At 66.8% G+C, this 2,222-nt stretch carries 2 protein-coding genes; both read right to left on the reverse strand.

Features of this window, described 5'->3' with window-relative positions; genetic code table 11:
• A partial coding sequence (locus FF041_RS24675; RefSeq protein ID WP_323392606.1) for a condensation domain-containing protein occupies positions 1-1,258 on the reverse strand: 1,258 nt, incomplete at its 3' end.
• The coding region (locus FF041_RS24680) for a condensation domain-containing protein (protein ID WP_228388594.1) at positions 1,255-2,222 on the reverse strand (968 nt) is incomplete at its 5' end. The genes FF041_RS24675 and FF041_RS24680, both read right to left, overlap by 4 nt.

Genomic DNA, 2,222 nt, shown 5'->3' on the forward strand with positions numbered 1-2,222 from the left:
CACGCTGCCCCATTGCGGCAGCTTCCTGCTGGTCGAAGAGGTCCGGTCGATAGGTGACACGGAACTCAAGCCGGTCGGTCATGACAAAACCAAGGGTCAACGGATAGTTGGTCGCCTGGTGTCCCGCCGATGCGGAGAAGGTAGGGGTGTCGGGGGCAGGCGGTGCCTCAGGAGGGCGGGGGTAGTTCTCGTAGACCACGAGGGTGTCGAAGGCCGCTGCGGGACCGGCGAGCCTCTGAATCTCCGAGAGGCCGAGATGCTGATGGGCCATCAGCCCGGACTGACGCTCCTGAAGTTCCGTGAGCATCTCCACCACGGACCGCGCGCCATCGAGCCGCACCCGCACCGGCACCGTATTGATGAACAGCCCGACCATCGACTCCACACCCGGCAGATCCGCAGGCCGCCCCGCCACCGTGGCCCCGAACACCACATCCGTACGCCCGGCCAACCGCGCCAGCACCAACGCCCACGCACCCTGCACCACCGTATTCACCGTCAAACCACGCGAACGCGCCAACTCCACCAAGGCCCGGGTGGTCTCTTCAGAGAGCCGCCCAGAGCTGTCCTCCGGCGGGGACGGTTCCCCATCCGGATCAGCAGGCGCTGCAAGCGTCGGCTCGTCGATCCCCCGCAGTTCCGCCCGCCAAGCGGCCCGCGCCGCTTCCTTGTCCTGACGGCCCAACCATGTCAAGTACTCGCCATAGGAAACCGCGTACGGCAGCCCCGACGCGTCGCCTCCTGCCGCATACACTGCCGACAGCTCGTTAAGCAGGACCGGCATCGACCAGCCGTCCATCAGGAGATGATGAGACGTCACGACAAGCCGGTGGCGACCGTCACCGAGGCGGATCAGCAGCAGCCGCAGCAACGGCGGGACCGTCACATCCAGCCGCTCCGCCCTCTCCTGGGCTGCCAGCTTGTCAGCCTGGTCCGAAATATCGGGTTCAGCCAGCTCTGACAGATCGACCTCGCGCCAGGGCAGCACCACATTCCGGGTAATGAGCTGTACCGCCTCACCCGACTTACGACGGTGGAAGCTCGCCCGTAACGCCGCGTGTCGAGCGAGCAACCCCTCCCAGGTGGCCCGCAACCGTGGCGCGTCCAGGGGACCGTCGACGGCCAGTAGGAACTGCACGGTGTATATGTCGGGGCCCCGGTCGTCGAAGTCGGCATGGAACAGAAGTCCTTCCTGCAACGGCGACAGCGGCCACACTTCCGCCAGAGCGGATCCGTTAGCGGCGGTTGAAGACTTCACCGGGACATCCCTCCCTCAAGCTTTGCTGCTATCGCTTCGAATTGGTCGACTTCGTCTTGTTCGAGATCGAGAAGGTGAAAGTCGGAAGGGGTGTGTCCGCCTGCGGTGGGGTCGGTGGTGTGAGCGGCCAGCCCGTCCAGCATCCGCAGCCAGGTCCGGCCCAGCTCTTCCACATCGCCTTCGTCGAGGAGCTCACTGGGCCAGATCAGAGTGATCTCCAGCTCGGGGCCGTCCGAGGTGTCCCGGACCAGCGCTAGCCCTTCCAGCACATGCATCGATGGGATGTCCGGGGCGGTCGACCCACCCATCGCCGTATCTCCGGCCAGTTGCCAGGGCTGGGCAGAGTTTTCGCTGGCGCTGGTGGCGAAGCGGCCGAGGTAGTTGAAACCGATCTGCGCCGCCGGTCCGGCCTCCAGCACAGGACCCGTCTCAGGGTTGAGATACCGCAGCAGCTCATACCCGAGCCCGTCGCCGGGGACCGCCCGCACCTGCTCCTTGACCGCCTTCACCAGCCGGCCGGCCTCCGGACCTCCCGACCGCACCTGGTCGAGATCGATCCCGGTCACATCCAGACGGACGGGATGGCTGCTGGTGAACCAACCCACTGTGCGGGACAGATCCACATCACCCAACGCCTCACGCCCATGGCCCTCGACATCCACCAGACGGGAAGCGGCTTCAGGCCGCCAGTGGCCTACCGCGCCCGCCAGGGTCGCCAACAACGCGTCATCCACTCCGCAGTGGAACAGGGCGGGGGTCCGGCCCACCAGCACCGCAGCCAGCTCGGACGGGACGGCCCAGGAGCGGTTCCGCAGCGTACGAACCGTGTCCACTTCGCGGTCCAGAGCCCGCCGCCCCAGCAACGGCTCCACCTCGCCCAGCAAACCCACCCACTCCGGCAGCTCCGCCACCCGCTCCTCGGTCACCGCCTCACCGGCCAACACCCCAGACCAGCGACGGAACG

The sequence above is a fragment of the Streptomyces jumonjinensis genome (genome assembly GCF_009600885.1).
Lineage (GTDB): Bacteria > Actinomycetota > Actinomycetes > Streptomycetales > Streptomycetaceae > Streptomyces > Streptomyces jumonjinensis.